The organism is Candidatus Symbiopectobacterium sp. NZEC135 (genome assembly GCF_025962695.1).
Genome location: NZ_JAGFPF010001571.1, coordinates 1 through 506, shown reverse-complemented (window position 1 = coordinate 506; position 506 = coordinate 1). Strand labels below are relative to the sequence as shown.

General features: G+C 52.8%; 1 protein-coding gene. It reads right to left on the bottom strand.

What is annotated here, in order from left to right; all coding sequences use genetic code 11:
- Positions 1-192: 192 nt before the first annotated feature.
- Positions 193-506, bottom strand: a 314-nt coding sequence (locus J5224_RS35430; RefSeq protein WP_264629441.1) for a GNAT family N-acetyltransferase, incomplete at its 5' end; no start/stop codon positions are given.

Here is a 506-nt window from a genome sequence, read left to right as displayed (position 1 = left end):
AGAATGCGCGATAGTGATGCTCCCGCTTAAGGCATCAGGAGCGCGCTTACTGGCAAAACCCAATGATTTAAAGAAAGAAGATGGCACGCAGGATCCTCAGTGATGTGGACATACAGCTTACAACATTGCTGGTTATTTTTGCCGCTTCTTTCCGCTTAGGCAAGGTTTGCCCTGTTTCTGGCAGACGCGTAGCTAACGCAAAGGGAAGAACATCAGGCGTTCACTGTAGTAGATGTCGCCCAGCTTCATGGCATCCGGCTCCTGTCCATATTGGCAAAAACCGGCCTTTTGATACAAGCGATACGCTGCCAGATTGGAGGATGTCACGCTCAGCAATAGTATGTGCGCCCGCGAGCGAGCGTGTGAGATGGTGTGATTGAGCAATTGCAGGGAAATCCCCTTACCCCGGTAGTCTGGTGCCACATACATGCCCCACACAATGCCTTTGTGGGCGGATTTCAGCGTCTGGGGGCGCCTATAGCAGCACAGGCCAATCAGGCGCGCTT